This window comes from Streptomyces sp. NPDC002125, from assembly GCF_053593715.1.
In genome coordinates this window covers 366,264-392,652 of sequence record NZ_JBSFDD010000004.1, presented here as the reverse complement: position 1 = coordinate 392,652, position 26,389 = coordinate 366,264, and the positions used below count along the sequence as shown (strand labels likewise).

The window sequence follows — 26,389 nt, the reverse complement described above, 5'->3', positions numbered from 1 at the left end:
ACCGAGCTTACGGCGCGCGGCCGGCCGCGGCCCGGGAGCCCGCCAGGGTGTCGCCACCGTGCCCCGGATGGTCGCCCCGCACAGGTCAGCGGCCGGCCGCCCGAAGGGCGCGATCCGCGTGGCATCGAGGCCGGAATTCACCGGTGCGGAGTGCGTGATCCACCGGCCGGGAGGAAGCGATCCAACGGCCGGCGGCGCGCGGTGCCCCGGTGCGCGAGCACCGGGGCACCGCACCGGTCAGCGTGCCTGTTCGGCAGGGGCGGCGGGCCGGCCGACGGCGGTGTCGACGAGGAATCCGCCGGACTGGTGGCGCCAGAGCTTGGCGTACGCACCGTCGCTGAGCAGCAGTTCCTGGTGCGTTCCCTGCTCGGCGATGCGGCCGTGGTCCAGGACGATCAGGTGGTCCATGGCCGCGACCGTGCTCAGACGGTGGGCGACGACCAGCGCGGTCCTGCCCTCCATCAGCTGCCACAACGCCTGCTGGACGAGCGTCTCGCTCTCGGAGTCCAGCGCGCTGGTCGCCTCGTCCAGGAGCAGGACCGGAGCGTCGCGCAGGATCGCCCTGGCGAGGGCGACCCGCTGGCGCTGCCCGCCCGAGAGCTTCACGCCCCGTTCACCGACCATGGTGTCGAAGCCTGCGGGAAGGCCGTCGGCGAACTCGGTGACGTGTGCGGCGTCGGCGGCCGCACGGACCTCCGCCTCGGTGGCGTCGGGCCGGGCGAAGAGGATGTTCTCGCGCAGCGTCCGGTGGAACATCGCCGGTTCCTGGGGAACGTACGCGATGAGGCTCCGCAGGTCCGACTGGCGCAGCCGGCTGATGTCCTGACCGCCGATCAGGATGCGGCCCGACTGGACGTCGGCCATCCGCAGCAGGAGCCGGGTCAGTGTGGTCTTCCCGCCGCCCGACCGCCCGACGAGACCGATTCTCGATCCGCTCGGCACATCCAGTTCCAGGCCCTCGAAGATCGGGTCGGCGCCGTCGTGGGCGAAGGTGACGTGGTCGAAGCGGACGTCCGCCGTCTTCGTGAGCAGGGGCTCCGGCACCGGGGGATCGACCACGGTCGGTTCCGTGAGGAGCAGTTCGGTGAACTGCGCGGCCTCCGTCATCGAGCTTTCGAGGCGGCGGTAGATCTGGTTGAACTCGAACATGATGCGGGTCGAGCCGGTGTAGTAGGTGAAGGCGACGACGATCGCCTCCACATTGCCGCCGCCGGCACCGATTCCGACGGCGAGCAGCAGGCCGAGCGCGTTGGTGAGCACCGACATCGGTGCGACGAAGGTGTCGATGCGGAGATTGCCGTAGTCCCACGAACGCAGCGTCAGCCGGCGCGACTCCGCGACCCGTGCCCGGTGCTCGGCGGCCTCACGCTCCTCGGCGGCGAACGCGCGCACGGTGTCCATGTTCATCAGCGCGTCGGAGACATGGCCCGACACCCGGGCGATCGCCTCCTCCCGCCGGTTGACCAGCTTCTGACGGCGCCGGATGAGCGGCGTGGCGCATACCGCGGTCAGTGTGATCATCGTCAGCAGGCCGACCACCAGGAGGGGGTCGTAGCTCCAGAGGATCACCGTGCCGAACAGCAGCGGGCCCACACTGCCGACGATGTTGAACGTGAGGGTGTCGACGAACTCCTCGAAGCGCGAGGCGAAACTCAGCACCCGCTTGGTCAGCGATCCGGCGAAGTTGTCCTGGAAGAACGCGGCGTCCTTGGCGAACAGGTCGTCCATGCCGGTGACATACAGGTGCTCGATGCCCCGTGCGTCCACGCGGTTGAGGCAGTGCAGGCCGACGCGCCACATCGTCTCGGCCAGCAGCAGGACACCGGCGAAGAGGGCGACGTACGGGAACGCCTCACTGACGCTCAGTGTCCCGTCCTCGGCGATCCGGCCGACGAGCTTGGCGACCACGAGCGGTGCGACGTACGTGATTCCGATGTTGCCCAGCGCCGGGAGCGCGAGGGCAGGGACGGACAGTCTGCGCTGGCGGGTCAGTTCCCGCAGGTAGTGGCGGAGAGCGAGCCGGACCGGGCCTCTGCCCGGTCCGGTGCCCTGGGACTGCTGCGATTCCATGCCGACCTCATGTCGTGTCGCGGGCAGTTGTTCCGGGCCTCGGCCGCGGCGGGAGTCATCCCTGAGAAAGGCGTGTCACCGCGCCGGGCGGAAGCGCTCGCGGCGCGTCCGCGGTAAGAGATCCGGGGGAGATGAGTCTCCCCTCGCCGGGCAGTCGGAGTCCAAAGGTTTTCGGGGGCACGGGCAGCACAGCGGCTCGTTCCGGCCGGTGCGTCCGGGCACCCTCGCACCACGGGCGCACGCACGTCTCAGAGGCGCGGGACGTGACGGGCGGGAGCGCGCTCCGGGGCGCGGCCGGGCGGATGGTACGCGCGTATGTCCTGATGCGCATGATCTGCGCCTGGTGCGGGGCGGGCCCGCATCCGTGCGGATGCGGGCGCCGGGAAGGAGGGGGCGGCCAGGCCGCGCGACCGGGGCGGAACAGCGCCCCGGCGGTGCCGGCTCCTACCCGAACAGGTCCTCCTCCTCGGGGATCACATGCATCGCCGCCTCCTCGGCGGAGGCCGCGGCCCCGTCGACGCCGACGTCCTGGGCGGTGAGGGTGGAGGGCACATGGCCGTCGCCCCCCTGAGTGAGCCGCCCGGCGCGGTCCGTGCCCACCTCGGTGTCGTACGGCTCGCCCTCGCCGCCCGGCAGATCGCCGATCCAGTCGTCGGAGGCACCCGGAGTCTCGGGAACCTCTCTGGTCAGGCGGGTGTCGAGGGACTCGCCCGTGTGCTGCTCCGACGCGGTGGTCCCCTCGTCATCGACGGCCCAGGGCCGGTCGGGCGGGGAGTAACCCTCCTCCAGCACGTCGGTGACACCTGTGGTGTCGAGAGTGTCCTCCACGTCCAGCAGGTCAGCGGGGTCGGAGGCCTCCGGCTCCTGCGGCTGGTAGACGTCGTCCCCCCGGTCGCTGTCGCTGTCAGTCATGGCGAGTCCCTTCCTCCGGGTCCCCCTGTACGTCATTCCACTCCGGTCCGGCGAGGGACGCAACGGAAGGCGGTTCCCCGCGGCAGTGACACTGTTTTAGATGACAATGAAAACGATTATCGATAGCGTGTGTGCGGGCGGGCCGCCACCGCCGCAGGGGGTGACTTCTGCCTGCCCGCATTCCCAACGGCACTGTGAGAAGGGGGAACCAGTGGCTCATCTGCTGGTTGTCGAGAGCTGGGTCGGGTCGATGAGCAGGCTGCTGCCGAAGGCGCTGGGGGAGGGAGGGCACGACTTCACCTTCCTCACCCGCGACCTGCGGCACTACCTCCGCTCGGCGCCGGAGGGCACGGATCATCCGCTGCTCACCGCGCGTAATATCATCACGGCGCCCACCAATGACGTCGAAGCCCTGCTTCCGCAGGTGGAGCGGCTGCACGGCGCCCTCGGATTCGACGGGGTGGTCACTTCCTGTGACTACTATCTGCCGACGGCGGCCCGGATCGCCGCCCGTCTGGGCCTGCCCGGCCCCGCGCCCGAGGCCATGGAGAACGCCTGCCGCAAGGACGCGACCCGCCGTGTCCTCGCGGACGCCGGTGTCCCGGGACCCCGGTTCGCTGTCTGCGCGGACGGTGCGGAGGCAGCGGTGGCCGCCCTCGGCCTCGGGTATCCGCTGGTCGTCAAGCCGGTGGACCTGTGTGCGGGCATGCTCGTGCGCCGGGTCGACGACGAACGGCAGCTGGCCGAGGCATGCAGGGCGCTGGCGGACTTCCCGTACAACGCCAGGGGGCAGCGGCGCGCGTCCCACATCCTGCTGGAGGAGTTCCTCCAGGGTCCCGAGGTCAGCGTCGAGACCGTGACCTTCCGAGGGGCCGTCACCGTCGTCGGCGTGACGGACAAGAGCCTCGGCGGGGCCACGGCCTTCGTCGAGACCGGCCACATGTTCCCGGCCGCCCTCGGCCCCGAAGACCTCGCCGCGGTGACCGCCACCGCGGTCGCCGCCGGCGCCGCGCTCGGGCTCGACGACGTCGTGGCGCACACCGAGATCAAGCTGACGGCCGAAGGGCCCCGGGTCGTGGAGGTCAACCCCCGGCCCGCGGGGAACCGCATCACCGAACTGATCCGCCATGTCACGGGGATCGACCTCGCGGCCGCCTGCGTCGATGTGGCGCTCGGCAGGGAACCCGCACTCCACCCCAGGGACACCGGACTGCGCAGCGCCGCCATCGGCTTCCTCGTCCCCGACACCGCGGGCACCCTCGCGTCCTTCGACGGCGCCGCCGCAGTGCGGGAGGCCGACGGCGTGCTGGAGGCCCAGTTCGCCGAGGCGGGCCGGGCCGTGGAGGCGGCGGACAGCAACAACGGCTACCTCGGGCACATCATGGCGGGCGACGCCGCGGAGTTCGGTGCCCGGCGCCGTGTCGAGACGCTGCTCTCGGGCGTACGACCCCGGCTGGTGCGCTCATGACGACATCTCCCCGCATCCTCGCCCCCTGCCTGGACACGCTCACCGGCCAGGCCCTGCGCGGCGAACTGGGCCCGGACCCACGCCACCGCCGCATCGCCGTCGCCTTCACGACGTCCCAGGCCGTACGGCACGACGGGCGGAGCGGCGGATACCGCAACGAGGTGCTCAGCCTCCGCCTCGACCGTGCCGTCGGCTCCTGCGCCGTCGAGCCGGGCGCCCTTCCCGGGGGCGCGGTCCAGGAGTGCGCCGGCGCGGACGTGGCGGCGCTGCTCGCCCATCCGCTCCTGCCCGTCCGTGTCGCGGCGCTGGACGCCTATCTGATGGACGTCCTGCCGCATGCCCCGGAACAGGGGGCCCGCCCGGCGCACATCCCCGCCGGGACCTCGCTGGAGCGCTCGCGGGCGCGGGCGGCCGTCGTCGTGGATCTGCTGGAACTGCCGCCCGGCAGCCGCGTCCTGGTCGTGGGAGTCGTGAACTCCCTCCTGGAAGAGCTTCGTTCACGCGGGCTCATCGGCATTCCCCGCGATCTGAAGGGCGGTACCACCGAATGGGGAGAACCCATCGGCACGGACGCCCTCGGGGACGTCGGCCGCTGCGACGCGGTGCTCGCCTCGGGCATGACGCTCGGCAACGGCACCTTCGAACCACTGCGCCGGAGCGCACAGGAGCACGGCAAGCCGCTGGTCATGTTCGCCCAGACCGGGAGCGCCGTCCTGCCCCGGCTCCTGGGCGCGGGAGTGGCGGCGGTGTGCGCGGAACCGTACCCCTTCTTCTGGCTCGACGGGGGTCCCGGCACGGTCCACTGCTACCGCGAAGGCCAGGGAGGCCCCGCATGACCACGGTCTCCCCGCCCGTCCTCGCCCCCAACCGCGAACTGCTCTCCCTCATCGGCCGGAGCCCGCTGGCCAGGATCACCACGGAACTGCCCCGGTCCCACCCCGGCTTCTGGGCCAAGCTCGAAGGGCACGCCGTCGGCGGCATGAAGGCCAGGGCAGCGGTGTCCATGCTCCTCGGTGCGGAGGAACGCGGCGAACTCCCGCCCGGCGCACCGGTGGTGGAGTCCACCTCCGGCACCCTCGGCATAGGCCTCGCCTTCGCCGGACAGGCGCTCGGGCATCCCGTCGTGCTCGTCGGGGACAGCGAACTGGAGCTGTCGATGCGGAAGCTGCTCCGGTCCTACGGCGCCCGCCTCGAGATCGTGGACCGCCCCGCGGCACACGGCGGCTGGCAGGGCGCTCGTCTGGAGCGGCTGCACGACCTGCTCGGCCGGCTGCCAGGCGCCTACTGGCCCGACCAGTACAACAACCCCGACAACACCGCCGGTTACGCCTCCCTCGCCGCCGAACTCGCCACCCAGCTCGACCACCTCGACATCCTCGTGTGCAGCGTCGGCACCGGCGGACACAGCGCCGGGATCGTCGGACCACTGCGCAGGCACTGGCCCGGACTGCGCCTCGTCGCCGTCGACTCCACCGGATCCACCATCTTCGGCCAGGCCCCCGGGCCCCGGCTGATGCGAGGGCTCGGCAGCAGCATCCATCCGCGCAACGTCGCCTACGACGCCTTCGACGAGGTCCACTGGATCGGCCCGGCCGAGGCCGCCGACGCCTGCCGCCGCCTGGCCCGGGGCAACTTCGTCAGCGGCGGCTGGAGCACCGGCGCGGTCGCACGCGTCGCCGCGTGGGCCGCCCGCACCCACCCCGGGCAGGCCGTCGCCACCGTCTTCCCCGACGGGCCGCACCGCTACCTCGGCACGGTCTACGACGACGACTTCATGACCGCCCACCGCCTGGACCCCGGCCTCGCCGCCGAGCACCCCGTCGACGTCCCGCACCCGCGCGCCGCACCGACCGGGGGATGGGCCAGGTGCACCACCGTCACCGACCCCCTGGCGGAAGGCATGGAGAAGAAGCCGTGAAACTCACCCAGCACACCGTGCGGCTCGTCCTCGCGGAGCCGCTGCGCATCTCCCGCTCGACCATGACCGCCCGCGACGCCGTACGCCTCACCGTCGAACACGACGGGCTCAGCGGCCATGGAGAAGCCGTCACCAGCGTCTTCTACGGCCTCGACACCCGGACGCTGCAACGCCTGGCCGCCCGAACCGCCGAGCACCTCACCCGCTTCGACGGACCGGAGACCGCGCTGCACGCCCTGCGCGTCGGTGAACTCGCCCCGCCGGACACCCCGGCCGCGATGACCGCCGCGACCGAGGCGGCCCTCCTCGACCTGGTGGGCAAGCGCACCGCCACCGCCGTCCACCGGTTCCTCGGTTCCCCCGTGCCGCCGAGGGCCGCCACGGCCCGCACCATCTCCCTGGTGTCGCCGGGCCGGGCGGCGGCCCAGGCCCGTGGCCTGGCCGGCGCGGGGTTCTCCGTCATCAAGGTCAAGGCGGGTGACCGGGACCCGGAGACCGACCTGGACCGGGTACGCGCCGTCCGGGCCGCGGCCCCCGCCGCCCGGCTCCTCCTCGACCCCAACGGGGCCTGGCCGGCGGCCCTGGCCCGCACACTCCTGCCCCGGTTCGCCGGACTCGGCGTCGAGGCGGTGGAGCAGCCCCTCGCCCCCGGCGATCCCGAGGCCCTCGCGCGGCTCGCCGCCCGCTCACCCGTCCCCGTCATCGCGGACGAGGACGCCGTCACGTACGAGGACGCGCGGCGGCTCGCCGGACGCGTCCACGGAATCAACGTCAAGCTCGCCAAATGCGGTGGCGTCCACGCCGCCCTGCGCATCGCGGCGCTGATCGAGGACAGTGGCACGGATCTGATGCTCGGCTGCCTCACCGCGAGCACGCTCGGCATCGCCCCCGCGGTCCACATCGCCGACCGCGCCCGCTGGACCGACCTCGACGGCCACCTCCTGCTGGCCCACGACCCCTGGACCGGCATCGGCGGCACCGACGGATTCGTGAGCACCACAGGGGAGCCCGGCCTCGGTGTCCGGCCCCGTGGCGAAGCCGGGGCCTGGAGCGAGGCCTCATGAGGACCTGGCACGAGATCCGGGGCTTCCCACTCGCCATCCGCCTGCTGCTGGTCAACCAGTTCGGCGTCAACACCGGCTTCTACCTGCTCATCCCCTACCTCGCCACCCACCTCGGCGACGACCTCGGCATGTCGGCGGCCGTCGTGGGCATCGTCCTCGGCGTACGCAACCTCAGCCAGCAGGGCCTCTTCCTCATAGGCGGGTCCGCCGCCGACCGGCTCGGGGCCCGGGGCGTCATCATCACCGGCTGCGCGATACGCACCGCCGGCTTCGCCCTCTTCGCGCTCGGCGACGGACTGCCCGTCCTGCTCGCCGCCTCCGTGCTCAGCGGAGTGGCCGGCGCCCTGTTCAACCCCGCCGTCCGCACCTACCTCGCCCTGGAGGCCGGGGAGCGCAAGGCCGAGGCGTTCGCCCTGTTCAACGTCTTCGCCACCACCGGGGCGCTCGTCGGCCCGCTCCTGGGGAGCGCCCTGCTGCTCGTCGACTTCCGCGCCTCCGCGCTCACCGCCGCCGGGATATTCGCCCTGCTCACCGTCGCCCAGGCCCTGGTCCTCCCCGCGCGCACCGTGACCCCGGCCAGCAGCCGTGTCACCGCCGACTGGCGGGAAGCCGTCGGCAACCGCGCCTTCCTCGCCTTCGCCCTGGCCATGGTCGGCATGTTCACCCTGGAGAACCAGCTCTATCTGCTGCTGCCCGACGGCGCCCGGCAGGCCACCGGCTGGGACGGCGCCGCAGGACTGGTCTTCCTCACGGGAACGATCGCGGGGATCACGCTCCAACTGCGGATCACCCGCACGCTGAAGGAGCGCGGTAACAGGGGCCGTTGGATCGCCGCCGGGCTCGTGCTCATGGGCCTCGCCTTCGTACCGCCGATGCTCGTCGCGGGCGACGGCACACCGCCGGACGGCACCCTGGACGCGGCCCTGCGCGTGCTGCCCGTGCTGGCCGGAGCGCTGCTGCTCCACCTCGGGGTGATGACCGCGCAGCCCTTCGTCATGGAACTGATCCCCGGCTTCGGCCGGCAGGCGCTGACCGGAACGTACTTCGGGATCTTCTACGCCGTCTCCGGCATCGCGGCGGCCGTCGGCAACACCGCCGTCGGATGGGCCATGGACGCCGCGCAGCGGGGTGGGGCGCACAGCGGCGCGACCGCACTGCTGCCCTGGGCCTGCTGCCTGCTGACCGGCCTCGTCTCGGCCGCCGCCGTCATCCGGCTGCAGCGCGCGGGCGGCCTTCCCGCGGCCGTGCCCGGACCCGTGGCGGTGACGGCGTGAAGCGGCGCACGGGCAACCTGCTCACCGACCGGCCGGAGCTGTACGAGGCGCGGTTCCCCGATCCCGAACGGCTCGCCGGACGCTGGGCCGAGGACTGCCTGCGGAGGTACGGGGCGGGGCCCGCCGTCCTGGACCTCGGTTGCGGGACCGGCCGCGACGCTGCTTTCCTCCACCACGCGGGGCGCCGGGTCACAGCCGCCGACCTGTCCGCCACCATGCTCGCCCACGCCCGCGCACACCACCCGGGCCCGGACCACGTACTGGCCGACCTCAGCCGGTTCGATTTCGGACAGGGCGTCTTCGACGCGGTGGTGTGCCTCGACAGCTCGCTGCTCTACTGCCACTCGAACGAGCAACTCGACGGCTTCCTCACCTCCTGCCACCGCACCCTCGCGCCCGGCGGTCTGCTGGTCGCGGAGATGCGCAACGGCGCCTACTTCCTGGGCCGGGCGGAACCTCCCGCCGAGCCGGCCGTCTCCCGCTTCACCCGGGACGGCACCACTTACCGCTCCACCACCGTCCTGCGCATCGACCGCGCCGCGCAGCTCCTGCGGCGCACCCGCCACTGGACCGCCGACGACGGCAGCCCGCCCGTCGAGGAGCACTCCGCGTGGCGGCTGCTCCTGCCCCAGGAACTGCGCCACTTCCTCACCGCCCACGGCTTCGACGTCCTCGGCCTGTACGACGGCCCCGGGCCACGCACCGAGCCCGCCTGGCGGCCGGGCGCCGAGCCCGGCACCGCCGCCGACGGCGACCGGCTCCACCTCGTCGCGAGGAAGCCGCACACGACACCAGCCCCACCCTCAGCCCGATCAGGAAAGCGAGTACGGCCATGACCGCATCCCACGACAGACACGAGAGCTTCCCCGCCCTGCGCAGGCGCGGCTTCCTCGCCGCCGCCGGGGGAGCGGCCGGAGCCGGGGCGCTCGCTCTCGCGGGATGTTCGGGACCCGGCGCCACCCAGGACCCGGCGGGCAAGGCCGACGGCGCTCCCCGGAGAGGCGGACGGCTCCGCGCCGCCTTCGCCGGAGGCGGCGCGAGCGAGACCCTCGACCCGCACCTGGGCAACCTCTTCGCCGACGCGGCCCGGGGCAAGGCGCTCTTCGACAAGCTCGCCGACTACGGCGCCGACCTGTCGGCCGAACCGCGCCTCGCCGAGACCTGGGAGCCGAACGCCGCGCTCGACCGGTGGAAGGTCACCCTGCGGCAGGCCGACTTCCACGACGGGAGGCCGGTGACCGCCGCCGACGTCCTGTACAGCTACCGCCGCATCGCCGACCCCGGCAAGGCCTACCGCGCCCGCGCATCCCTGGAGCCCATCGACCTGAAGGCGAGCCGCGCCACGGGCAAGCGCACCCTCGAATTCGTGCTCAAGCGCCCGACAGCCGAATTCCCCAACGTCATGGCCGCGTTCGGCACCCACATCGTCCAGGACGGTGCCACCTCCTTCGACAACGACCCGGTGGGAACGGGCCCCTTCCGGTTCGTCTCCTTCGCCCCCGGGCGCTCCACCGTCCTGCGGCGCCACGACGCCCACTGGGACGGCGCCCCCTATCTCGACGAGCTCGAATTCATCGTCGCCAACGAGGAATCCGCCCGTGTCAACGCCCTCCTCGGCGGCCAGATCGAGTACGCGCACGAGCTCAACCCCGCCACCGGACGGGCCCACGAGAAGGCCGGAGCGATCGAGATCGTACGGCTGCGGAACAGCGCCATGCAGGCCTTCGCCATGAAGACCGACCGGCCGCCCTTCGACGACCCCCTGGTCCGCGAGGCGTTCTTCCACATCGCGGGCCGCCAGGAACTCGTGGACGGCGCGCTGTCCGGCGCCGGCGAGGTGGGCAACGATCTCTTCGGCAAGGGATACGAGTACTACGCCGACGAACTCCCGCAGCGCGAACAGGACATCGACCGCGCACGCACCCTGCTCGCGCGGGCGGGCGCGGACGGTCTGAGGATCACCCTCGACACCTCGGCCGTCGCCGCCGGCTTCACCGAGGCCGCCGGCATCTTCCGGGACCAGGCGGCGCGCGCCGGAGTCACCGTCGAGGTCCGGATGGGCAGCAAGGACTCCTACTGGAAGGACATCCTCGACTCCGGCACGCTCTGCTGCTACCGGTCCGGGGCCATGCCGATCGAGTCGCACATCTCCCAGCGGCTGCTGACCGGATCCACCACCAACGCCACCCGATGGCAGGACAGGAAGTTCGACGCGCTGTACCAACAGGCCCAGTCCACGCGGGACAAGGCGGCGCGCGCCGCCCTCTACGGCCGGATGCAGCGACAGCTGCACGCCGAAGGAGGCTTCCTGGTCTGGGGATTCGGCGACTGGATACTCGGCACCGCCCGCGCCCTGCGCGGCGTCGCACGCGAAGCGCCCGCCAACACCCTGGACTGGGCCCGCTTCGACAAGGTCTGGCTGGCGTGAACGGACCGCGCTCCTGGATCGCCCGGCGGCTCCTCCTCGGAGTGGCGCAGACCGCGGCCGTCGTGCTGCTGGTCTTCGTGCTCACCGAGGCCCTCCCGGGCGACGCGGCCGTGGCCTTCGCGGGCGACCAGCCCGACCCCCGACGCATCGAGGCGGTCCGCGAGGCGATGGGACTCGACCGGCCCGCCCACGAGCGGCTGGCCGAGTGGGTCACGGGACTGCTCCACGGCGACCTCGGCACCTCGCTCACCTCCGGGCGGCCGGTGTCCGGCTTCCTCGCCGACGGCTTCGGCCCCACCCTGCTCCTCGCCACGGTCACCGTCCTGCTCCTGGTGCCCGTGGGGGTGGGCCTCGGAGTACTCGCCGCGCGTCACGAAGGGCGGTTCACCGACCGGCTGATCAGCTCCGCCACGCTCGGCGTCTACGCCGTCCCCGAATTCGCCCTCGGGGTACTGCTGGTGAGCGTCTTCGCCCTGCGGCTCGGCTGGCTCCCGCCCACCGCCGTCGGCTACGGCGACGGGCTGCTCGCGCACCCCGCCGTGCTCGTCCTGCCCGTCCTGGTCCTGCTCGCCCGGCCCGTCTGTTCGCTGGCCCGGCTGGTCAGGGCGGGCATGATCGAGGCGCTCGCCACCCCGTACGCGGCCCAGGCCCGGCGGTACGAGATCCCCGGCGCCCGCATCCGCTACGGGCACGCCCTGCCCAACGCCCTCGCACCCGCCACCCAGCAGCTCGCCCGCACCATCGACTGGCTGCTGTGCGGAGTCGTCGTCGTGGAGGCCCTGTACGTGATCCCCGGACTCGGCACCGTCCTCATGAACGCGGTCGCCGACCGCGACATCCCCGTCGTGCAAGGTCTCGCCGTCGTGTTCGGTCTCGCCACCGTCGTGCTCAACCTCGGCGCGGACCTCGTCACCCACCGGCTCGCACCCCGCTCGGCGGTGGCAGCGTGAACCGACTGCGGAGATACGGCCCCGGAGCGGCCGTCACCGCGCTCCCGCTGGCCCTCGCCCTCGCCGGACCGCTCCTGGCCGGTGACACCCCGGCCCGCGCCGCCTCCTTCACGCTCGGCGGGGGCCACTGGCTCGGCACCGACTTCGTCGGACGTGACGTCGTGCACCAGATACTGCTCGGCGGCCGGCCCGTGGTCCTGGTCGCCCTCGCCGCGACGGCCCTCGCGTATCTCGTCGCCCTGCCCCTCGGACTGATCAGCGCGCTCACCCACCGCAGATGGCTGGAGGAACTGCTGATGCGCCCGCTGGACGTGCTGCTCGCCGTTCCCTCGCTGCTCATGATCCTTCTGGTCGCCGCCGCGTTTCCGCCCGGTGCCGCCGGACTCGCGCTGCTGGTGGCCTTCGTCTCCGTACCGGACACGGCCCGGATCGTGCGCGCGGCGGCGGCCGAGGCGGCGTCCCGGCCGGCCGTGGAGGCGCTGCGGATGCAGGGCGAGAGCTGGTGGCGCCTGGCCGTCGGATACGTCGGCAGGTCCATCCTGCGCACCCTTGCCGCGGACGCGGGCATCCGGCTGACCGGAGTGCTCTATCTGGTCGCCACCGCGGCGTTCCTGGGCATCGGAGTCGCCCCGGACGCGGCCGACTGGGCGGTGATGGTCGACCGTAACCGCACCGGACTGCTCATCCAGCCCTGGGCGGTCGTCGTGCCCGCCCTGCTCATCATCGCGCTGACGACGGGCAGCAACCTGCTCGTCGACGCCGCCATGGAGAACCGCACCCCGCCCCGGAAGGGCCGCCGCCCATGAACCGCAAGCCCCCGCTCGCCACCGTCACCGGGCTGACCGTCGAGGTCGACGGGCAGGTGCTCGTCGACCGGGTCTCGCTCGACATCAGGCCCGGCACCGTCACCGCCCTGGTCGGCCCGTCCGGCAGCGGCAAGACCACCACCGGCCTGGCCCTGCTCGGCGAATATCCGGCGGGCGCCCGGGTCACCGGAGAGGTGACCGTGGACCGGGCCAGGACCGGCTACATCCCCCAGCACCCCGCGTCCGTGCTCAACCCCGCCCGCAGAGCCGGAACCCTCCTGCACGACATGGCCCGGCAGCAGGTCCGTGACCTGCCCCGCGCGCGGCGGCGTGGCGCCGCCGCGGAACGCGTCACCGACGCGCTCACCGAGGCCCAGCTCGACGACGGCGACGCCCTGATGCGCCGCTACCCGCACCAGCTGTCCGGCGGCCAGCAGCAACGCGCCGTCCTGGCACAGGCGCTGCTGCTCGGCGCCCGTATCGTCATCGCCGACGAGCCCACCACAGGGCAGGACGCCCTGACCAAGCGCCGCATCGTCGACGAACTGGCCGCCGTCGCCCGCAGGGGCATCGCCGTCCTGCTGCTCAGCCACGACCTCGACGTCGTACGCGAACTCGCCGACGAGGTCCTGGTGATGCGCGGCGGCAGAGTGGTGGAACAGGGCCCGGCGCACGTGGTCCTGGACACGCCCGCACACCCGTGGGCCGGGGAACTCCTCGCCGAGCCGCGGACCGTGCCGTACGCGGACCCCACGCGAACCGGCCACGAGGTGCTGACCGTCAGCGACCTGACGGCCCGTCACCGCAACGGCGGCGCCCGTGTCCCGGTGCTCCGGGTGGACCGGCTCACCCTGCGCGGCGGCGAATGCCTCGCCGTCGTCGGACGCTCGGGCAGCGGCAAGACCACCCTCGCCCGCTGCCTCGCCGGACTCCACCGCGACCACACCGGAGAGATCCGGCTGGACGGCACGACGCTGCCCCGCAGCCTGCGCGCCCGCGGCCGGGAACAGCTCGCGGCCGTGCAGTACGTGTTCCAGGACGCGCGGGCCGCCTTCGACGAACACCGGCCGGTACTCGACCAGGTGGCCCGCACCGCGGTACGTCTGCGCGGTGCGGGCCACGAGGAGGCGATGGCCGAGGCCCGGCATGCCCTCGCAGGGCTGGGCCTGGACGAGAGCCACGCCCGCAGGCTGCCCGCCCGGCTGTCCGGCGGCGAACTCCAGCGCGCGGCCCTCGCCAGGGCGCTCCTCGCCCGGCCCCGGGTGCTGGTCTGCGACGAGATCACCTCAGGACTGGACCCCCTCACCCGCCGCTCGCTGCTGGACCTGCTCGCGGCCCTGCTCCGCGGGAACGACGGGCTGAGCGTCGTACTGATCACACACGACCTCGACACCGCGGCCCCGGCGAACCGCATCGCGGTGCTGGACGGCGGCCGGATTGTCGAGGAGGGGCCGGCCGAACAGATCCTGACCGCCCCCGGGCACCCGTTCACGGTCTCCCTGCTCGGCGCCTCGACACGGTGGGGAGCCGCCGTACGCCCATGAACCCTGGCGCCCTACGGCACGGTGGCGACGACCGCGAACCGGTCGGCCCCGCTGTCGTAGGGCGCTCCGGCGAGGTCGCCGAGGACCTCGACGCCGGTGAACCCCGCACCGAGGAGCTCCTCCTCCAGCTCGCCCGGAGCGAAGTAGCGGATCCAGTTGCAGAACGTCCTGTGACGCCCGGCTTCGACGATCTCGTACTTGTCCAGCGACACCCGCTCGTCCTCGTACCTGAAGGTGTCATGGAAGCCGAAGTACGGCCGGGCGGACCAGAATCCGTCCATCAGGGAGGGCGCGTACACCGCCTGCTCGCGCACCGCGGCGAACGCCGGCGCGGCATCGACGTCGAAGACGAACGCACCCCCGGCGGCCAGGTGCTCCCGGACCGTGCGCAGCAGTGTCCGGCGGGCGTCAGGAGACAGGGCGGAGTAGTCGCGCATGACCATGATGACGAGGTCGTACGCGGCGTCCTCGTCCCGGTAGGCGAGGTAGTCCTGGTGCAGATAGCGGATCGCCAGACCCTCGCGGTGCGCGTCGGACACGGCGTGCCCGAGCGAGCGGGACGACACGTCCAGGCCGGTCACAGCGGCCCCGGCGCGCGCCAGCCGGGAGGTGTACAGGCCGGGCCCGCACCCGAAATCGGCGACGCGCCTGCCGCCGGCCAGGCCGAAGCGGTCGATGAGCCAGGCCACGACACGTTCGAGGTACTCCTCCCGGTAGGAGGAGAGGTCCAGCAGCGGATCGAGATGGGCGGCGAGCATGTGCGCCGAGATATGGGGGTCGGCCCACATCTCCGGAGTGGTCACCCGCGAGTAGAGCGGGGGACGGGCGACGATGGCCGAAAGTTCTGCGAACACGTGGATATACGTCCGTTGTTCTCGTGGGACGGGCGGGGGTGGGGCATGCCACGCACCTCTGGCCGGCGAGCCCTCGCCGGACTCGCCGGGGTGCGGGGTGATCGCCGATGGCGCCCGCCGCCGGATACGGCGTGGAGCGGGGCCCTGCCTGGTCGCGGACATGCCGCCGCGCACAGACCGGACGGCCGGCGGTGCCGTGACGGCATCGCTCGGGACCGGCGGTCTGCCGGGGCATGGGGACTTCGGGCTCACTGGCGCATGGCGAGACCGTAGGCCGGGTGCACGCCGTCCCGCAAACGGGTTTCCGCGCGGTGGCCCGCTCCCGGCCGACGCCGTCTCACTCGGGCCACGGCGAGTCGAGAATCGTGCGTACGAAGTCCCCGCGCTCGAAGCCGGGAACGTAGTGCTGGAGCACATCGGCCTTGACGTTGCCGAAGGTCGTCTCCGGCTTCGGGCTGATTCCGTCGGTGAAGGCGGCGAGAATGCGCCGCTTGAAGTCCGGGCGGGGATGGAGGGCGACGATCTCCGCGCGGTCGGCCTCGGAAATGTCCTCGTAGCCGATACCGAGCACGTCGTACTCCACACCGGCCGTCACGAGCGCCACCTCAGGTTCCATGAAGGCCGGGATGCCGGGGGTGGTGTGCAGGGCGATCGCTGTCCACACCCGCCGCACACTGTCCTCGGGCACCCCGTGGGACTGAAGGAAGCGGCGTGCCTCGTCCGCGCCGTCCACCTCGAAACGCCTGCCGCTGGAGCGGAAGCGCTCGCCGAGTCCGAGGTCGTGGAACATGGCCCCGATGTACAGAAGTTCCGGGTCGAAGGAGAGATCGCGCCGACGGCCCTGGAGTGCGCCGAAGAGGAAGACCCGGCGCGAGTGGTGATAGACGAGATCGTCCGTCGTGTCGCGCACCAGCTCGGTCGCCTCGACGGCGAGTCTCGTGTCCGGGACGCTCACGTCCGCTGCCTGGGACGGGCCGTTCGCCATGGGACACCGGGGCTTTCCGTGCGAGGGGTCGTTCGGGGCACTGCCAGGATCGGCGTACGCGGGTGCGGTGCTGGGGCGACAGGCCGTGAGGTCGCCCGACTGATTCACATCGGATGTGCGTCAATCGGCGCCGTTCAGGTGTTGGCCAGGTGCCGCCCGCCGGTGCGAGGGTGATGCCGGACCGGCAGGGGAGCGACGGGGGAGTGCGGATGAGCGTGTTCACGACGAAGGCAGGAGCGGTCGAGGGGCGGCCGGGTGAACGCGATTCCGGCATCACCGTGCTGCGCGGAATCCCTTACGCCGCACCGCCGTTCGGCGCCGACAGGTTCCGCGCCCCGCGCCCCGCCGCACCCTGGGACGGGGTGCGGACCTGCGCCGCGTACGGCCCGACCCCGCAGTCCGCACGGCTGCCCGGTGCTCCGGCCTGGTCCCCCGGCGACGAGGACGTGCTCAGCCTCAACGTCTGGACGCCGGGCGGCAGCGGCGACGCACTCCCCGTGCTCGTCTGGATCCACGGCGGTGCCTATGTCTTCGGCTCCTCCGCGCAACCGGACTTCGACGGTACGGTCCTGGCCGGCCGGGGCCTCGTGGTCGTCACGCTCAACTACCGTCTGGGATTCGAGGGGTTCGGTCATGTCCCGTCCGCCGGGGCCGACGGAGCCTGCCCGGACAACCGGGGCCTGCTCGACCAGATCGCCGCGCTCGAATGGGTGCGTGACAACATCGCCGCGTTCGGTGGCGACGCCGACCGTGTCACCGTGGCGGGCCAGTCCTCCGGGGCCACCTCGGTCGCCTGTCTGATGGCGATGGACGGGGCACGCGGACTGTTCCGTCGCGCCATCGTCCACAGCGCGGTGAACGCCTGCGCCTCGCCCGCCTCCGCCGCCCGCACCACGGGCGAGGTGGCGGCGGAGGCGGGGGTGCCCCCACGTACGCCGGGCTGGTGTCCACGTCCCCGAAGGCACTGGTCGATGCCTCCGACCGGGTCGCGGAGGTATATCGGCGCGACCCCGGGTCAGGGCAGCGCCACTACGATCCCGCGATCTACGGACCGGTGGCAGGAAGCGACACACTGCCCCTCGACCCACTCACCGCGTGCGCCGCGGGCGCCGCACGCGAGGTGGACCTGATGGTGTGCCACACGGCCGAGGAGTACTGGCTGCTGGATGCGGTGGGCAGCTGCGCGAAGATCACGACGGAGGAGCAACTCGCCGTCTTAGCCTCGGACTTCCAGCTCCCTGAGCCTCTGGTGGAGGCATACCGAGGACTGGCTCCGCAGGCGTCGGTGCACGACATCTTCCTCGCCCTGTACGGGGACCTGCTGTTCGGTGAGTACAGCAGCAGACTGGCCGAGGCCCATATGCGGGCAGGCGGCCGGACGCGCCTCGCGCGCTTCGTCCGGCGGCAGGACGGCCGTGGGGGGCCGGTCCGGGCGTGGCACTGCGCGGACATCCCGTTCGCGTTCGGCACCCTGGACGACCACAACGTCCACTTCCTCATCGGTGGACCGCCGGGTGCGGCCGACCACGAGCTGGCGTCGCGGATGACGCGCGCCTGGGCGGACTTCGCGGCCTCGGGGGACCCGGGCTGGCCGCAACTCACCCCCACCGGCGGCCCCGTGCGGATCTGGGACACCGCTGCGGAGGCTCCCGGCGGCCGGTGGGACGCGTTCCGGGAGCCATGGCGTACGACGGGACTGCCGCTGCTCACGCCCTGACATCGGGGGCGCCGTTGCCGGCGGTGACGGCTGCTGGACCGGCGGCCGTCACCGGCCGATCTGCCATCGGCCGCGCTTCCGTCGCAGTCATTGGCATGGACCTGCCCGTCGAACTGCTCTACAGTCCGTAGCGGCACTTCTGAGAGCGCTCTCAGACGGCTTTCGGATGCTTCCTGTTCCACCCCCACGATGCTGGAACAACAGAAGGGGCACTCCCTTGAGACACACGACGATGGTGCGGACCGGTCTCTCCGCACTGCTCATCATCGGCACCTGGGCGACCGCCGGGCTCACCCAGGCCTCCGCGGCGGACGCCACCTCCTCCACCGGACCCCAGGCTTCCGCCGGGCTCCTCACGGCCATGCAGCGGGACCTCGGGCTGACAAAGGATCAGGCGGCGGCCCGGATCACCGCAGAGAAGGCGGCGACGGCCCTGGAGGGCACCGCGCGGAACGCGGCCGGGACGTCGTTCGGCGGCTCCTGGTTCGACGCGGGCACCGGCAAGCTGACCGTGGCCGTCACGGACAGCGCCAAGGCCCGCGCCGTCCGTGCCACCGGCGCCGAGGCGCGCGTCGTCGACCACACGGCGCTGCAGCTCGACGCCGCGAAGGCCAAGCTCGACGCGCTCTCCGCGCCCGCAGGGGTCAGCAGTTGGCACGTCGACCCCCGTGCCAACAGCGTGGTCGTGAACGTCGTCGCCTCCGAGCAGGGTGACAACGATGTCCGCGCCTTCCTGGCCAAGGCGCGTGCACTCGGACCCGTCACGGTGAAGCAGACCACCGAGGCGCCGCAGACCTTCGCGGCGGGCACGGTCGGCGGCGACCCGTACTACACAGGCAACGTCCGGTGCTCCATAGGCTTCTCGGTGCACGGCGGCTTCGTCACGGCCGGCCACTGCGGCCAGGCGGGCGGAGCGGTGAGGGGCTGGGACGGCTCGGCCATCGGCAACTTCCAGGGGTCGTCCTTCCCCGAAAACGACTATGCCTGGGTGAACGTGGGCAGCGGCTGGTGGACCGTCCCGGTCGTCCTGGGCTGGGGCACCGTCTCGGACCAGCTGGTGCGCGGCTCCAACGAGGCCCCGATCGGCGCCTCGATCTGCCGCTCCGGCTCCACCACCCACTGGCACTGCGGCAACGTCCTGGCCAAGAACGAGACCGTGAACTACAGCCAGGGCGCCGTCCGTCAGATGACCAAGACCAGCGTGTGCGCCGAACCGGGCGACTCCGGCGGCTCGTTCATCAGCGGCGACCAGGCGCAGGGTGTCACCTCCGGCGGCTGGGGCAACTGCAGCAGCGGCGGCGAGACCTGGCACCAGCCCATCAACGAGATCCTCAACCGTTACGGGCTGACCCTCCACACCGCCTGACCCATGACCCCGCCGGGTCACGGTGACCCGGCGGAAAGCGACCGGTCTGCTGCGGCAGCAGGGTGGCCCCCTGTCGCAGCAGGCCCCGTCGCCTTTCCGGACGCCCCACCCGGCGAGCGCATGCGTGGGGCCCGGTCCGGCACCCTCGGAGCGCGCACTCTCCGGGTGGCTGTCAGGTATCGGAATCGGAGGCCTCCGGGACGCTCGGAGTGGGGTCGTGTGCGCCTTCGGCGGGCCCGGGGGCAGGCTCCGGGCGTGGTGCGCGGCGCCTGGGCCGACTGCTTCCCGGCACGCCCTCACCTGCCCGGTGACAGCTTCGCTGAAAAGGCTCTGACCTGGTGTTCTGTCGGCTTTCCCCTAGGCTCGGGAGGTCTGCCGGACGCCATGGGAGGGGTCTTCATGAGTGGGGAAACGACGGGGTACGACGCTGCCCGGACCGAGGAGCTGGAGGGGCGGGAAGGCATTCGGAAACGGCCCGGTATGTTTGTCGGATCGACCGGCGAACGCGGTCTGCACGAGATGGTGTTCCAGGTCCTCAGTTGGGCGGTGACTCACGTCTTGGCCGGCCACGGCGGCGGCTCCGTCGATGTCACGCTCACCCGCGACGGTGGCGTGCGGATCTCCGGCGACGGGCCCGTCACGGCTGCCCGTGACACCGGCGGCACCGGTCTCGAAACCCTGCTGACCAGCATGCCCACCGCGACCGAGGCCGGCGGCCGGCTCATCGTGAACCTGGGCCATGGCCGCATGGGTGGTGAACTCTTCGTGGCCAACGTCCTGTCGAGCCGGCTGACGGCCGAGGTGCGGTGCGGGGGGACCCGCCGCGTCCAGGCGTACGCGCGTGGTGTGGCGACTGCCCCGCCCGCAGCCATGGGGTCGGCGGCCGGCAGCGGGACCACCGTCACCTTCTGGCCCGACACCGAGATCTTCGAGACGACGCGGTGCTCGTTCGCCCTGCTGGCGGAGCGCTTCCGTCAGGTGGCTTCCCTCAACCGGGGCCTGGGACTGTCGCTGACCGACGAACGCCCGGAGGGCGGGGCCCGGGCGGTGAGCTTCCGGTTCCCCGACGGAGTGCGGGACTTCGTGGCAGCCCTCGACGTGGAGGCAGGGGCCGTCCTCCAGCCGGACGTCATCGGCTTCGAGCGCGAGGATTCGCGGATGGCGGGGACGATGGAGGTGGCCCTGCTGTGGAACGGCTCCCACCAGGAGCGGATACGCAGCTTCGCCAACAGCCGGGCCACGCGCCAGGGCGGCACGCATGTGGACGGCTTCAGGGACGGAGTGGCGGCAGTGGTCACCGCGTACGCGCGAGCGCAAGGGCTCCCCGACGCGGTCGGTGGTTTCTGGGCCGACCGGATCGGCGAGGGCCTCACGGCCGTGGTGTCGGTGAAACTGGATCACCCCGAATACCTCGGCGCCACATGCGAGTTGCTGGGCAACGCGGAGGTACGGGACTGCGTCGCGGAGGCCGTCCGGGAACACCTCGGCAACTGGCTCAGGGAACGTCCGACGCAAGCCGCGCAGGTCCTCGACCGAATCCTGCGGAACGTCCCCCAGGACTGAACGTCGGGCGGTCCGTGGGTCTTCGGCTCCCGGCTTGCCGGAGACCAGAGGGCCGGCGGCGCCGCTCCGGCCCCGAGTTCGTCACGCGCTCGCCGAGCGCCGTCCGGACGCCCGTTCCCGCAGGTCGAGGGGCGATGGGTGCCGGACGCGCAACTCCCCGTGTGCCGGGCACCGTTCACCAACTATTGACATGTTCTCAGCGGCGACGCAACACTGACACCGCTTCGGAGAGCGCTCTCCGAAAGTTTCGCGCACGATGCACCAGCCAGCTCCACTCTCCCCCCACCGTGCACCCGATGTGCACGGGACGCAGAGCGGTACGGAGGTCCGCATGGCCGAAAGAATCAGCAGAACCACCCTGGTGTCAGCCCTCGTCGTCGCCACAGCGCTCGCCCTGGTCGTCATGGGGCTCACGGCGATCACGGGTGCCGGTGCCCCGAAGGCCGGGGCCGCCCCGCAGGGCGCGGGAGCGCCGGCCGCCGTGTCGCACATGGCGCAGGGTCACGTCATGGCGGCGGCCGATCCCGTCCCCTCGGGCGACGACCCCGACGGAGACGGCTACATCCCGGCGAACCCTCCGGTCACCGGCGTTCAGCCGTCCACCGAGATACCGCCGCACCGGTACTTCCACGAGTTCCAGGCGAACTGCTCGGTCAACCACACCGGATCGGTCGACCCGATCGTCTATCCGGGGCAGACCGGGAAGTCGCACAACCACACGTTCATGGGGAACGACACCACCGACGAGAACAGCACCACCTCGTCGCTCGGCGCGGGCGGTACCGCGTGCAAGGCGCCCGGTGACCTGTCCGCCTACTGGATGCCGACGCTGTACAACGGCGACCAGGAAGTCCGCCCCGTCGGCCCGCAGACCATCTACTACAAAGCGGGGGTCACCGACTACCGCACCGTCCGGCCGTTCCCCAAGGGGCTGCGCTTCGTCGTCGGCAGCCCGACGCAGACGGCCGAGGAGTTCCGCGACCACCCGGGTACGGTCGAGGGCTACGAGTGCGGTGAGAGCTACCACAACTTCGAGTTCCCGGCGAGCTGCCCGACCAGTCAGGACACCCAGCTCAACCTGCGTATGCAGGCCCCTAGTTGCTGGGACGGGAGGAATCTCGACACCCCGGATCACCAGGCCCACATGGCCTATCCCGTCGTGATGGGCGCCAACCAGGACGTCTGCCCGGCAAGTCACCCCGTCGCTCTGCCGATGATCGAGTTCAAGATGGCGTGGCCGGTCAACGGTGACATGTCGCAGGTGAGGCTGGCCAGCGGCACGGGACACTCCTTCCACTACGACTTCTTCAACGCGTGGGACGACGCCACGCTCGACGCCATGGTCGGCCACTGCATCGTGGGCGGCCTCCAGTGCGACGCCCGGGGCTACGACCAGAACAACCCGGGCGAGGGTGCCGCCCTCGACGAGAACTACGAACTGCCCTGACCCGCCGCGCTCTCCCTCATGGGTGCTCCACGCCCATGAGGGAGAGCGCTCTCCGAAATCATCCCCCCACAAGGAGTTCCAGGACCATGAAACTGTCACGTCCCACACCCGCGGCCCTCGGCCGCAGACGTACGACGGCGAGGCTCGCCGTCGCCGCTCTCCTCGCCGCCGGAGCGGCAGCCCTGCCCGTGCCCGCCGCCCAGGCGGCCGGAACCGTGGTGAAGGTCGAGGGATCACAGGGCGCCTGGCGCCTCACCGTCGACGGCGCGCCGTACACGGTGAAGGGCCTGACCTGGGGCCCGGCCGTCGCCGACGCCGGACGGTACATGCCGGACGTCAGGTCGATGGGCGTCAACACCATCCGCACCTGGGGCACCGACGCCACGACCGCACCACTGCTGGACAGCGCGGCCGCCAACGGCATCAAGGTCATCGCCGGCTTCTGGCTCCAGCCGGGCGGCGGCCCGGGCAGCGGCGGGTGTGTCGACTACCTGACGGACACCACCTACAAGAACAACATGCTCGCCGAGTTCCCCAAGTGGGTGGACACCTACAAGAACCACCCCGGCGTCCTCATGTGGAACGTCGGCAACGAGTCCGTGCTCGGCCTGCAGAACTGCTACAGCGGCGATGCCCTGGAGCGGCAGCGCGACGCGTACACGACGTTCGTCAACGACATCACCAGGAAGATCCACGCCGTCGACCCCGACCACCCGGTCACTTCGACCGACGCCTGGACGGGGGCCTGGCCGTACTACAAGAAGAACGCGCCGGACCTCGATCTGTACGCCGTGAACTCCTACGGCGCCGTCTGCGACATCCGCAGGACCTGGGAGGACGGAGGCTTCGACAAGCCCTACATCGTGACCGAGGGCGGCCCGGCCGGTGAGTGGGAGGTGCCCGACGACGCCAACGGCGTACCGGACGAGCCCACCGACGTGGCGAAGGCCGAGGGCTACAGCAGGGCGTGGCAGTGCGTCACGGGCCACACCGGGGTGGCGCTCGGCGCGACGCTGTTCCACTACGGCACCGAGTACGACTTCGGCGGCGTCTGGTTCAACCTGCTCCCGGCGGGCCAGAAGCGGCTCTCGTACTACGCGGTGAAGAAGGCGTACGGCGCGGACACCTCGGGCGACAACACGCCGCCGGTGATCAGCGGGATGACCGTGGACAACGCCTCGGCCGTCCAGGCGGGCAAGCCCTTCACCGTGAAGGCCTCGGTCTCCGACCCCGACGGCGACCCGCTCACCCATCAGGTGCTGCTCGGCGGCAAGTACGTGGACGACAGCGGCCAGCTCGTCGACGCGCGGTTCACGGACAAGGGCGACGGCACCTTCGAGGTCACCGCCCCCGACCGTCTCGGCGTGTGGAAGGTCTACCTCAAGAGCACGGACGGCAAGGGCAATGTCGGCATCGAGACCAAGTCCTTCCGGGTCGTGCCGCCGGAGGTCGGCGGCACCAACCTGGCGGCGGGCAGGCCGGCCACCGCGTCCAGCTTCCAGCCGGACAGCGTCGGCTGCCCGTGCCCGGCGGGCAACGCCGTGGACGGTTCCTTCGACACCCGCTGGGCGAGCGCATGGGCCGACCAGCAGTGGATCCAGGTCGACCTGGGGGCCAGGACGGCTTTCGACCATGTGCAGCTCGCCTGGGAGGCCGCGTACGCCAAGGGGTACACCGTCCAGACCTCGGACGACGGGCAGAGCTGGAACACCGTCCGCACCGTCACCGACGGCAACGGCGGAATCGACGACCTCGACGTCTCGGGCGAGGCGCGCTACGTACGGGTGAACGCCACGGCACGCGGCACCGCCTGGGGCTACTCGCTCTACGAATTCGGGGTCTACCGGAGCTGACGGACCGCGGTCAGGACCTGCCGCACCGTCCCACTCCCCGCTGTCGGTGCGGCCGGAGAGCCCGCGGCGGGCCACGGACATCCGTGGCCCGCCGCGGCCTTCTGCCGTGCCGCGCGACATCCCGGCCGGGGCCCGTCAGCGGACCGAGGGCGCCGTCCCGCCGTCGTGGAGTTCCGCGGTGACCCGGAAGGCGGCGTCCTGCGGTGCGCGGACCGCCAGCGTCGTGCCGGCGGCGGCCCCGCGGACGGCACCCGCCACCTCGACGCGCCCCACGGAGCGGCTGCCCGCCGCTAGCACGTACCAGGCTCCGGCCGGTGACCTCCAGTGCGTGCCGGCGACGACGTGCTGGCCGAACCGGCTGCACAGGGCGGTGTTCCGGCGGTCGGCCACCACCTCGGCCGGTGCGGACGGGGAGCCGGCGGGCGGGGCGAACTGCACGAGGACCCGGCCCGGACCGCGCCAGGTGTCCGCCCGCGTGCACACCCAGTCGGCCGAGGATCGGGTGCCGGGCAGCGGCTGCACCGCGAACCGCCAGTTGTTGACCGCCCGCACCCCCGACCGCCGCAGGTCCCGCAGCGAACACGCCGTGCGGGCCCAGCCGGTCAGGGCCTCTGCACTCGTCGCCTCGCGCGGCTGACGGGCCGGTGCGCCGGAGCCGGGCGCCGGTGTGTGGGTGAGGTGCACCGGTGCGAGCTCGCCGAGATCGGTCAGGAGGAACGCGTGCTTCTCCACGATCTTCTCCGACGACCGCACCTGCATCGCGGGCCAGGACCCGCATGCGCCGCCCTCCGCGGGGCGGGGCACCGCCGCCGTGATTCCGTCACCGTCCGTCTCCAGAGGCCGCGCCGGGGTGCCGGGTGCCAGGAGGTCCCGCGTAGCCGGCTCCGTCACCCACGGCGCCAGGAGATACCGTGCCGCCGCGGCGGTGCGGCTGACGGTGAGCGCCGCCGCGGTGGTGACGTCCGCCTCGTCGGACCGGGCGAAGTCCAGGGCGGGGGAGGCCGCTCCGGAGAGCGGTTCGGCGTACCGGACGACGCGTACCCCGCCGTCGTGGAACAGCACGACGGCCTCACCGTCCACATCCCCCGCGAACAGCAGCTGAGGAGGCTGGGCGGGCGCAACGACCGCCGTGCCGGGGGTGGCGGTGACGGCGGTGCCCGGACCGGGGGCGGCCCAGCTTCCCAGGGCCCGTTCCAGGAGCTCACGGTCGCCGGTCCGGCCGCCGCGTGGCGGCCAGGCGCTGAAGTCCACGCGTGAGGTGTCCGCCCACTGCGCCGGAGACGTCCGCAGGAGCGCGGCGGGGTCGAGGGCCCCGCCCGGCACCGTCACGCGCCGGGCGCCCGCCGGCGACGGGGCCTCGCCGGAATCCGGTCCGGCAACCGTCAGGGCGAAGCCCCCCGCCACCGTGGCGAGCGCCAGGGCAGCCGCGCCCGCCCGTACCCGGTACCGGCGCCGGAGCAGGTCGCCGGGGCGCGTCTGCACCGTGCAGGGATCGAACTCGCCCGACCCCAGCATGCGCCGGACCTGCTCGTGATCGCTCCCGGCCACCCGCGCCGCGGCCCGCACGGCGGCACCAGGATCTGCCACGCCCGCCTCGGAGAGCAGCGCCCGGGCGGCATCCTGGGACAGCGACTCCAGCAGGCGCAGACCCAACGCCGCCCGGACGGGCGCCGGCACGTCCGCCAGGGCGCGGTCCAGTGCGAACTCGTCCATGCCGCCGGCACGCGGGAAGAGCCGCAGCCCCCGTACGACCGGCAGCGAAGGGCGCAGTGCCGCGGGCGGAGGGACCCGCCCGGGCCACCAGCGAGGCGTCCGCCCGTACGCCAGCGCGTGGCGCACGGCGCGCAGGCGGACCGCGGCGTAGGCAGGGGTGCGGGTGCCGTCCGCCACCCCGGACCCGGACCGCGGCCCGGGGACGCCTTCCGCACCCGGGCCCGGTGCGGGGCGCGCCCGGCCGCGCAGGGCGCGCTGCACGGCGGTGTGCGCCGCGAGCACCCTGCGGTGCCTTCCGAGGCCCGGCGGCAGGGTGAGATAGGCCAGCCGCACGAGGCGCGGATAGTGCTCTACCAGAGCTGCCTCGGCCTCCTTGACGCCGAGGTGCGCGCCGGGGCCGGGATGGCGGAGCGGCGGGGGATGGAGCGGCATGGGGTGGGTGCCTTCCGAGCCGTGG

At 72.5% G+C, this 26,389-nt stretch carries 19 protein-coding genes and 1 pseudogene; 15 read left to right on the top strand and 5 right to left on the bottom strand.

The window, feature by feature from the left end:
* Positions 1-237: 237 nt before the first annotated feature.
* Together ACWCQM_RS10040 and ACWCQM_RS10035 are read right to left on the bottom strand one after the other, a co-directional pair.
* On the bottom strand, positions 238-2,070 hold the full coding sequence (locus ACWCQM_RS10040) for an ABC transporter ATP-binding protein (RefSeq protein WP_450914794.1): 1,833 nt from the start codon (positions 2,068-2,070) through the stop codon (positions 238-240).
* 444 nt (positions 2,071-2,514) lie between these two features.
* Positions 2,515-2,982 (bottom strand): DUF5709 domain-containing protein, encoded by a 468-nt coding sequence (locus tag ACWCQM_RS10035; RefSeq protein ID WP_450914793.1) that lies wholly within the window; start codon positions 2,980-2,982, stop codon positions 2,515-2,517.
* Positions 2,983-3,193: 211 nt separating this feature from the next.
* On the opposite strand from ACWCQM_RS10035, the gene ACWCQM_RS10030 reads away from it, so the two are divergent.
* The 10 genes from ACWCQM_RS10030 to ACWCQM_RS09985 are packed head-to-tail and all read left to right on the top strand — an operon-like array spanning position 3,194 to position 14,434.
* Positions 3,194-4,450, top strand: a complete 1,257-nt coding sequence (locus tag ACWCQM_RS10030) for an ATP-grasp domain-containing protein (protein ID WP_450914792.1) — start codon at positions 3,194-3,196, stop codon at positions 4,448-4,450.
* The gene (locus ACWCQM_RS10025; protein ID WP_450914791.1) at positions 4,447-5,286 is read left to right on the top strand and encodes a hypothetical protein; all 840 of its coding nucleotides are present in this window, start codon (positions 4,447-4,449) and stop codon (positions 5,284-5,286) included. The genes ACWCQM_RS10030 and ACWCQM_RS10025 overlap by 4 nt, the downstream gene beginning before the upstream one ends.
* Positions 5,283-6,368: a PLP-dependent cysteine synthase family protein gene (locus ACWCQM_RS10020; protein WP_450914790.1), complete on the top strand. Its 1,086-nt coding sequence runs from the start codon at positions 5,283-5,285 to the stop codon at positions 6,366-6,368. The genes ACWCQM_RS10025 and ACWCQM_RS10020 overlap by 4 nt, the downstream gene beginning before the upstream one ends.
* Positions 6,365-7,432 (top strand): enolase C-terminal domain-like protein, encoded by a 1,068-nt coding sequence (locus tag ACWCQM_RS10015; RefSeq protein WP_450914789.1) that lies wholly within the window; start codon positions 6,365-6,367, stop codon positions 7,430-7,432. Before ACWCQM_RS10020 ends, ACWCQM_RS10015 begins: the two co-directional genes overlap by 4 nt.
* A complete protein-coding gene (locus ACWCQM_RS10010) occupies positions 7,429-8,706 on the top strand; it encodes an MFS transporter (protein ID WP_450914788.1) in 1,278 nt (425 codons plus the stop codon). Before ACWCQM_RS10015 ends, ACWCQM_RS10010 begins: the two co-directional genes overlap by 4 nt.
* Complete coding sequence (locus ACWCQM_RS10005) at positions 8,703-9,542, top strand: class I SAM-dependent DNA methyltransferase (protein ID WP_450914787.1); 840 nt, start codon at positions 8,703-8,705, stop codon at positions 9,540-9,542. Before ACWCQM_RS10010 ends, ACWCQM_RS10005 begins: the two co-directional genes overlap by 4 nt.
* Positions 9,539-11,134 (top strand): ABC transporter substrate-binding protein, encoded by a 1,596-nt coding sequence (locus ACWCQM_RS10000; protein ID WP_450914786.1) that lies wholly within the window; start codon positions 9,539-9,541, stop codon positions 11,132-11,134. Before ACWCQM_RS10005 ends, ACWCQM_RS10000 begins: the two co-directional genes overlap by 4 nt.
* Entirely contained in the window at positions 11,131-12,084 is a 954-nt protein-coding gene (locus ACWCQM_RS09995; protein ID WP_450914785.1) for an ABC transporter permease, read from the top strand. Before ACWCQM_RS10000 ends, ACWCQM_RS09995 begins: the two co-directional genes overlap by 4 nt.
* Positions 12,081-12,890: an ABC transporter permease subunit gene (locus ACWCQM_RS09990; protein ID WP_450914784.1), complete on the top strand. Its 810-nt coding sequence runs from the start codon at positions 12,081-12,083 to the stop codon at positions 12,888-12,890. The genes ACWCQM_RS09995 and ACWCQM_RS09990 overlap by 4 nt, the downstream gene beginning before the upstream one ends.
* Entirely contained in the window at positions 12,887-14,434 is a 1,548-nt protein-coding gene (locus ACWCQM_RS09985) for an ABC transporter ATP-binding protein (protein WP_450914783.1), read from the top strand. Before ACWCQM_RS09990 ends, ACWCQM_RS09985 begins: the two co-directional genes overlap by 4 nt.
* 11 nt (positions 14,435-14,445) lie before the next feature.
* Here the strand turns inward: ACWCQM_RS09985 and ACWCQM_RS09980 are convergent, their stop codons facing one another.
* Together ACWCQM_RS09980 and ACWCQM_RS09975 are read right to left on the bottom strand one after the other, a co-directional pair.
* Positions 14,446-15,288 carry a class I SAM-dependent methyltransferase gene (locus tag ACWCQM_RS09980; RefSeq protein WP_450914782.1) on the bottom strand — a complete coding sequence of 281 codons (843 nt, stop codon included), beginning with the start codon at positions 15,286-15,288 and terminating at the stop codon, positions 14,446-14,448.
* Between the two features lie 337 nt (positions 15,289-15,625).
* Positions 15,626-16,273, bottom strand: a complete 648-nt coding sequence (locus ACWCQM_RS09975; RefSeq protein WP_450914781.1) for an HD domain-containing protein — start codon at positions 16,271-16,273, stop codon at positions 15,626-15,628.
* Positions 16,274-16,482: 209 nt separating this feature from the next.
* On the opposite strand from ACWCQM_RS09975, the pseudogene ACWCQM_RS09970 reads away from it, so the two are divergent.
* The 5 genes and pseudogenes from ACWCQM_RS09970 (at position 16,483) to ACWCQM_RS09950 (ending at position 24,219) form a co-directional block, all read left to right on the top strand.
* A pseudogene (locus ACWCQM_RS09970) lies at positions 16,483-17,990 on the top strand (carboxylesterase/lipase family protein).
* 232 nt (positions 17,991-18,222) lie between these two features.
* Positions 18,223-19,356, top strand: a complete 1,134-nt coding sequence (locus tag ACWCQM_RS09965) for a S1 family peptidase (protein ID WP_450914849.1) — start codon at positions 18,223-18,225, stop codon at positions 19,354-19,356.
* Positions 19,357-19,755: 399 nt separating this feature from the next.
* Entirely contained in the window at positions 19,756-20,919 is a 1,164-nt protein-coding gene (locus tag ACWCQM_RS09960; protein ID WP_450914780.1) for a DNA gyrase subunit B, read from the top strand.
* Positions 20,920-21,250: 331 nt separating this feature from the next.
* A complete protein-coding gene (locus tag ACWCQM_RS09955; RefSeq protein ID WP_450914779.1) occupies positions 21,251-22,366 on the top strand; it encodes a DUF1996 domain-containing protein in 1,116 nt (371 codons plus the stop codon).
* Between the two features lie 86 nt (positions 22,367-22,452).
* Positions 22,453-24,219: a discoidin domain-containing protein gene (locus tag ACWCQM_RS09950; protein ID WP_450914778.1), complete on the top strand. Its 1,767-nt coding sequence runs from the start codon at positions 22,453-22,455 to the stop codon at positions 24,217-24,219.
* Between the two features lie 135 nt (positions 24,220-24,354).
* Here the strand turns inward: ACWCQM_RS09950 and ACWCQM_RS09945 are convergent, their stop codons facing one another.
* On the bottom strand, positions 24,355-26,364 hold the full coding sequence (locus ACWCQM_RS09945) for a hypothetical protein (RefSeq protein ID WP_450914777.1): 2,010 nt from the start codon (positions 26,362-26,364) through the stop codon (positions 24,355-24,357).
* Between the last annotated feature and the right edge of the window lie 25 nt (positions 26,365-26,389).